The organism is Metabacillus rhizolycopersici (assembly GCF_020075705.1).
In genome coordinates this window covers 33033-39432 of the sequence record NZ_JAIQUM010000049.1, presented here as the reverse complement: position 1 = coordinate 39432, position 6400 = coordinate 33033, and the positions used below count along the sequence as shown (strand labels likewise).

Below are 6400 nucleotides of genomic sequence, written 5' to 3'. Positions count from 1 at the left end.
ACCCCAAAACTTTCCAAATACCAAACCTTGGAAGGTTATTTGGTATGCATAAATTTAGTATAGCACGAGATATTTTAAGTTTTTATTGAAAAATATTGACAAACTATTAGCTGGTTTAATTGAATAAGAATGAGCTTCTATTAGCTAGTTTAGTTTAACAAGAAAAGCGAATCGTTTCAGAACTTAATTTAGTTAACAATCATCCATTTTATATTTTTTGTATGCTAATGGTGTCATGTTCATCGACTTTCGGAATTTATCGATGAAATAGCTTGTACTATTAAATCCTACTTGATAGGCAACTTCTGTAACATTGGATTCTGCTTGTTGCAGTAGGATTAAGCTTTTTTGAATTCTATAATCGGTTACGTAACTCAACGGTGTTTTCTTTAAAATTCGTTTGAAATATCGACAGCATTCAGAGCGACTCAACCTGCCAGCTCTTGCAATATCGTCTAACATGATTTTCTCAGCATAATGTAGATGTATCCAATTTATCATTTGTTTCATTCGATTACTCTTTAACATTTCCCTCTGATCTATTCTAATTGAAAGCCATTGATGATTAAGTTTTTCCAAATTAATGTTAGCTGCACGTTGACGTCAATTTCATAGTATGGTGATTTTTGTTGAATCCATTGATTGAGTTTTATAATGGCATCTAAAATGTTTTTCCCCCAAAGCTCATTTGCATCTAAATATAAATAAGGTAAATTAGTCGCTTGAATATAGGGAGATACATAGGTTGTGTAGAGTTCTTGTGACAAAACGATATGAGGAGAAACATTTAAACAAATATAGACACAGCCCGATTGATTCCTTTCTTCCGCCATGTGTAGGTAGCCACTATTTATAAATAGCCCGTCGCCTTCTCGAACCACTACTTTTTTTTCATTTATCTGAAATATTGCTTCCCCTTTTACAATCAGAACATATTGAATTTCCTCATGCCAATGAAGTGGTATATAACCATGTATATTTTGGTTAATCGTTGTTTCGTAACATGCAATCGGTAACACAACTGTACGATGTTGGGTTAGCTCTTTTAAACTTTGATCAACCATGAAATTTTTTATTTGCAAATAATCCCCTCAATATATTTATATTTTTTCATTCAATTTAAGTATTATTAGAAAAATTTTTCACTTATTATAACACTATTATTATATTTAGGGTGGAGAATCAATCATGAATAGACCTACTAGAAGAACAGGATTATTTCTCGTTATAACGGGAGCGATATTTTGGGGTGTTGGTGGTACAGTTGCACAGAAGCTCTTTCAACAATACGCAATCGATGTAAATTGGCTCGTAACGACACGATTGCTCATAGCTGGTTTTTTACTCTTAACAGTTCAATTTTTTAGAACAGACCGTTCTCAAGTTTTTTGTATCTGGAAAAATAGAAGGACAGCTGTTCAACTGATTATCTTGGGGTTACTTGGCATGCTTGCGGTTCAATACACATATATGGCATCCATTAAATATGGTAACGCTGCTGTTGCGACATTATTACAATACTTAGCACCTGTAATGATTATCATTTACTTAATTTTACGCAAACAAACTATACTAACACGACAAGATTTGTTAACTGTTATGCTTGCTTTAGGTGGCTGCTTTTTCTTATTAACAAACGGTTCAATCTCCGGGCTATCTGTGCCGACACTTGCAATAGTTTGGGGTGTTTTATCTGGACTAGCGTTAGCATTTTACACCTTATATGCAGTTCCTCTCCTTGCGCAATACGATTCCCTTGTCATTGTTGGCTGGGCTATGATTATCGGTGGTTTTGCATTAAGTTTTATCCATCCACTTTGGCAAATGGACTTTACATGCTTAACAGTAGAAGCCTATTTATACTTAGTATTCGTTATAATATTCGGTACAATGATTGCATTCTGGTTTTATATAGAAAGTTTACAAAGTCTTTCACCTAAAGAAACAAGCCTTTTAGGTAGTTTAGAACCACTAGCAGCTGTTCTAACAACAGTCTTTTGGTTAAAAGAACCTTTTGGATTTTTTCAATGGGTTGGTACAACTTGTATTATTGGAATGATTTTATTATTGGCATTGAATAAAAAGTCATCTTCAAAGAATTAGCCAACCCTATATAATAAAAAGCCCTTCACAGTTAGCTAATTTCGCTTTAAATTGTGAGGGGCATTATGATGCTAATCTGCATAAGGTAGTCGAAAAAACAAAAAAGGAATTATATATCGTTATATACCTTATTCTTCTAAATGGCCCGATTGCGGAACAAAAAAAACCTGCATATCAATACAGAACTTTTGATCAAACTTTATTTAAAATCAACAACAGGCCCCTTGCGAATGAAAATTTCTATTATGAAGGAATAACCAAGGTAAACTAAAAAGCAGTCCTCAAAGAGGGAGGGCTGCTTTGATTATTGTTATAGGAGGATATAAGTCTCCGCATCGATTCAGTTATACTATTTTCTTATGCATGTTGAAATGATCCTTCTCACGCAAAACATCTGTGTAATCTTTTAATAAACCTTCAAAAATGTGATCCCATGTTTGTGATAAGGCATATGTTCGTGCTTCCTCACTCATATTGGTACGTAGGTTATTATTTTCTAATAAATGAATAAGTGCATGTTTAAATTGTTCAATATTTTGCGGCTCACACAAATAGCCAGTTACTTCTTGCTGGATGATATTTTTAACCCCACCTGAATTTGCTCCAATGACAGGAGTACCAGTTGCTAAAGCCTCTAAAACAACATTACCAAACGTTTCAGTTGGAGAAGGAAAGACGAATATGTCTGAACTAGCGTAAACTTTTGCAAGATTTTCGCCATTTAAATAACCAGCAAAGGTCATATTTTCAGGCGCTTTCTTACTCATTTCCTCTTTTGAAGGACCATCTCCGACAATTAGCCAATGAACCTGATTCTTTATTTTTTCCGGAAGCTGTAAAGAAAGGGATAACAATGTCTCAATATCCTTTTCAGGTGCAAGTCGACCTACATAAGATAAAATGTACTTTTCTTTAATTTGGAATTGCTCGCGTACTTCTTGTTTTGAATAGTTCGGATGAAAAAGGTTACAATCAACACCTCTTCCCCAAATACGTAAGTTCTGGAATCCCTTTCGTTTTAATTGTTCCATCGTTTCGTTTGAAGGAACAAAAATTTTCCGAAGTGGTTTATGGAACCAGTGCATATACTTCCATAAAAATTTAGAGAAGAATTGCAGATCATAATATTCTAAATATTGATCAAAATCAGTGTGATAAGAACCGACAATTGGAATGTTCAATTTTTTTGCATAATGCAGCCCACAGAGTCCTATATTAAATGGTGTTGCTACATGAATTAGATCTGGTTTAAATCGCTGTAGTTCGGCTTTTACATGAAGCATGTTTGGCAATGCTAGCCTGCATTCTGGGTATAAAAAAAATGGCAAACTTGCGAAACGATGAATATGGCTGGAAAATAAACTTTCATTTGTACTCTCAGGTGCAAAAACTCTAAATTCATATCCGTTTGCATCAAGATAATCTGTGAATCGTTTTAATGTACGTGCAACCCCATTAACATCAGGTGCAAAAGTGTCTGTGAAAATAGCTATTCGCATCGAATCCCTCCAGTTGCTTTTAATGAAAGGTAGTAGAATAAGTCTCTTTATAAAAAGACCCTCAGATTCAAATGACTCTTTTTAAATTGGCGTAGTGAAAACCAGACCACTTAAAAGGATATAGCTAAAAAATCCTGATGAACACCCAAGCAAACAACCAGCTAACACATCTGAAGGATAATGTAATCCTAAATACATCCTCGAATATCCTATGCTTAAAGCAAGCGGAAGTAGGACAATGGCAAGCTGCGGCATATATAAAATAAATGGAATAATAACTGAAAAAATAGCTGTAGTATGACCAGATGGGAAAGAATGATCCTCTAATGGATTAGCAGCTACTTTCGTTTCTAAAAGAGCAAGATAAGGCCGTTTCCGTGGATAGAGCTTTTTAACGATAGCCACGGGAAGGTGACTGATAAGAAGTGACGCAGCACTTGCGATACTAGTTGCTTGAACAAGCCCTCTTGTAAAGAACATCAAAAAGATGCAGGCAGCAATTGTTGCGGTCGCCCCACCAAGATGTGTGATGTTGCGAAAATAAAAATTTAGTAACTTATGGTCGAAGTGACGATTGACACTTCGAAACAGTTTACATTCGAAATCATACATGTTAGTCAAAAGCTTTGTTTTCATCTTTTTAGAACGCTCCTTTTTTACCCCTTTTATCCTATTTTAAGTTAGAAATATTTAGATAATAATAAGGAATTGTAAAGAATTATCCAAAAAGTTTAGAAAACTTTAACGAATTCTATACATTACAACAAATATATTGTCATATGTGCATGAGATGATATGATATCGATAGTCGTTTGAACAGAAAAACACATGATGGCGGAGGGGGCATTGTAACGCGTATTTTAACGAAAACAATAAAAAGATAGAAGGTTCATAATGAAAAAAGTGTAAGGTAAAAGCAAGAAGCTGATTCCTATTGTAAAGTTTGTAAAAGGATGATGTTATGAGCTCAATTGTCATAACGATCCAGAATGAAAGATCGGAAAACATTGGCGTTGAAAGAGTATTTTTTGTTCAGTCATTCCTGACTTAGCGGCAAAGAATGTAATTTTTTCATAAAGCGAGGCTTACCTTAATCTTTATAGGTAGGTATCCCCTACCTACTTTCATTGATGCTTTAGGTAGGGGTACTACTGTCTGAAAAGAATGAAATATAGGATTCCATCTGATGATGCTTACGCCTTTTCCTTTGGTGTTGACTGAATCGATTTATAATATTGCCCCTTTTCAACATATTCACGTCGAATTCGTTCCATGTCAGTTATATCGTCGATCGTTAATGTTCTAACAATTTTTGCAGGTCTTCCTAGAGCCAGTGTGTTGGGGGGGATGACTTTTCCAGGAGGTACAAGGCTTCCTGCGCCAATAAATGCACCTTCTCCAATTTCAGCACCATCTAAAATAATTGAACCCATACCAATTAATGCTTTTTTACGAATAATTGAACTGTGGAGGACCACACTATGTCCAATGGTAACTTCGTCCTCTAAAATGAGGGGGTTATTTGGGCTTTGATGAAGACAGCAAAGGTCTTGAATATTGACTCTGTTGCCAATGATTGTTGGAGCTACATCTCCACGAATAACTGTTTGAAACCAGATGCTGGTTTCATCGCCCACGATAACATCTCCGGTAATGGTCACATAATCAGCAATAAAAGCTGATTTAGAAATTTTTGGTGTTTTATCTTTGTATGGATAAATCACGATTTTCATCCCTTTCTTATCGTAATTAGTATCATTTTTAGTACGGTGGTTATGTTCTTACATCCAGCGTCAAAAGCACCACACAGAATGAAGGAAAGGAACACTTTCTAGATTATGTTTGGCTGCTCAAAGTACTTGTTCTATAAGGTTGGAAATTGATTGCCACTTACTACATATTATTATAACAAAATGAGTGTGGAGTTTTTCCATCATCTAGTAAATTTTGAGAGTTAATGTGAAAGGAGTTACCGTAATCATGTGGAAATGGGAATCAGAGGTCGAGCAACCAAAGGGTGTAATTGTGATTGTTCATGGAGCAGCTGAACATCATGGTCGCTATAAGTGGCTTGTTGAAATGTGGAAATTGTCTGGTTATCATGTCGTCATGGGTGATTTGCCTGGTCAAGGAACGACGACGAGGAGAAGGGGGCATATCCAGTCTTTTGATGAATATATTATGGAGATTAATGCTTGGATAAAAGAGGCTAAAATATATGGTTTGCCCTTGTGTTTACTTGGTCATAGCATGGGAGGTCTCGTTCTCATTCGAGCTCTACAGGAGAAACATCAAGAAGTAAAAGCTATATTATTGTCCTCCCCATGTTTAGGAACAGTATACAAACCGAATAAAGTGATAGAGCTTGCATCAAAGGGACTTAATATTTTCGCACCTTCATTAAAAGTGGATTCAAAACTGAATGTAGAGATTGCAACGCGTAATAAAGAGGTTCAGGAGATCGATCAAAACGATTCTTTATATGTTACGAAGGTTTCGATTAGATGGTATCGGGAATTAAAAAAGGCGATGGAAGAGGCTCAAAAGCAAATTAAAAAATTTCAAGATGTTCCTCTATTACTAATGCAAGGGGGAGAAGATAAAATTGTTGATAAAAGCCTAGTAAAAGAATGGTTTAATAAAGTCGACATTATGGAAAAGTCCTACAAAGAATGGAAGGGCTTATACCATGAAATTTTTAATGAGCCTGAACGTGAAGAAGTTTTTGAAACAGCCAAGCGCTTTTTCGACGCACACTGTACAAAGTCAAACTGATTGCATGTCTAGACTAAATACGA

The 6400-nt window shown here is 35.4% G+C and carries 5 protein-coding genes and 1 pseudogene; 2 read left to right on the top strand and 4 right to left on the bottom strand.

Going from position 1 to position 6400, the window contains the following annotated elements; translation table 11 throughout:
• Positions 1 to 192: 192 nt before the first annotated feature.
• Positions 193 to 1076: pseudogene (locus K9V48_RS18720) on the bottom strand (AraC family transcriptional regulator).
• Between the two features lie 112 nt (positions 1077 to 1188).
• Here K9V48_RS18720 and K9V48_RS18715 point away from each other — a divergent pair.
• Positions 1189 to 2103, top strand: a complete 915-nt coding sequence (locus K9V48_RS18715; protein ID WP_224140693.1) for an EamA family transporter — start codon at positions 1189 to 1191, stop codon at positions 2101 to 2103.
• 344 nt (positions 2104 to 2447) lie between these two features.
• Here the strand turns inward: K9V48_RS18715 and K9V48_RS18710 are convergent, their stop codons facing one another.
• From K9V48_RS18710 to K9V48_RS18700, 3 genes are all read right to left on the bottom strand, one after another.
• Positions 2448 to 3602 carry a glycosyltransferase family 4 protein gene (locus tag K9V48_RS18710; protein WP_224140692.1) on the bottom strand — a complete coding sequence of 385 codons (1155 nt, stop codon included), beginning with the start codon at positions 3600 to 3602 and terminating at the stop codon, positions 2448 to 2450.
• Positions 3603 to 3683: 81 nt separating this feature from the next.
• The gene (locus K9V48_RS18705; protein WP_224140691.1) at positions 3684 to 4238 is read right to left on the bottom strand and encodes a phosphatase PAP2 family protein; all 555 of its coding nucleotides are present in this window, start codon (positions 4236 to 4238) and stop codon (positions 3684 to 3686) included.
• 557 nt (positions 4239 to 4795) lie between these two features.
• Positions 4796 to 5326 (bottom strand): gamma carbonic anhydrase, encoded by a 531-nt coding sequence (locus K9V48_RS18700; RefSeq protein WP_224140690.1) that lies wholly within the window; start codon positions 5324 to 5326, stop codon positions 4796 to 4798.
• 256 nt (positions 5327 to 5582) lie between these two features.
• Between K9V48_RS18700 and K9V48_RS18695 the strand changes: the two genes are divergently transcribed.
• A complete protein-coding gene (locus K9V48_RS18695) occupies positions 5583 to 6377 on the top strand; it encodes an alpha/beta hydrolase (protein WP_224140689.1) in 795 nt (264 codons plus the stop codon).
• Positions 6378 to 6400: the final 23 nt, after the last annotated feature.

Excerpts from the sequence above, each read along its gene's own strand:
- K9V48_RS18715 (WP_224140693.1), top strand. The coding sequence starts at position 1,189 with ATGAATAGACCTACTAGAAGAACAGGATTATTTCTCGTTATAACGGGA.
- K9V48_RS18710 (WP_224140692.1), bottom strand. The coding sequence starts at position 3,602 with ATGCGAATAGCTATTTTCACAGACACTTTTGCACCTGATGTTAATGGG.
- K9V48_RS18705 (WP_224140691.1), bottom strand. The coding sequence starts at position 4,238 with ATGAAAACAAAGCTTTTGACTAACATGTATGATTTCGAATGTAAACTG.
- K9V48_RS18695 (WP_224140689.1), top strand. The coding sequence starts at position 5,583 with ATGTGGAAATGGGAATCAGAGGTCGAGCAACCAAAGGGTGTAATTGTG.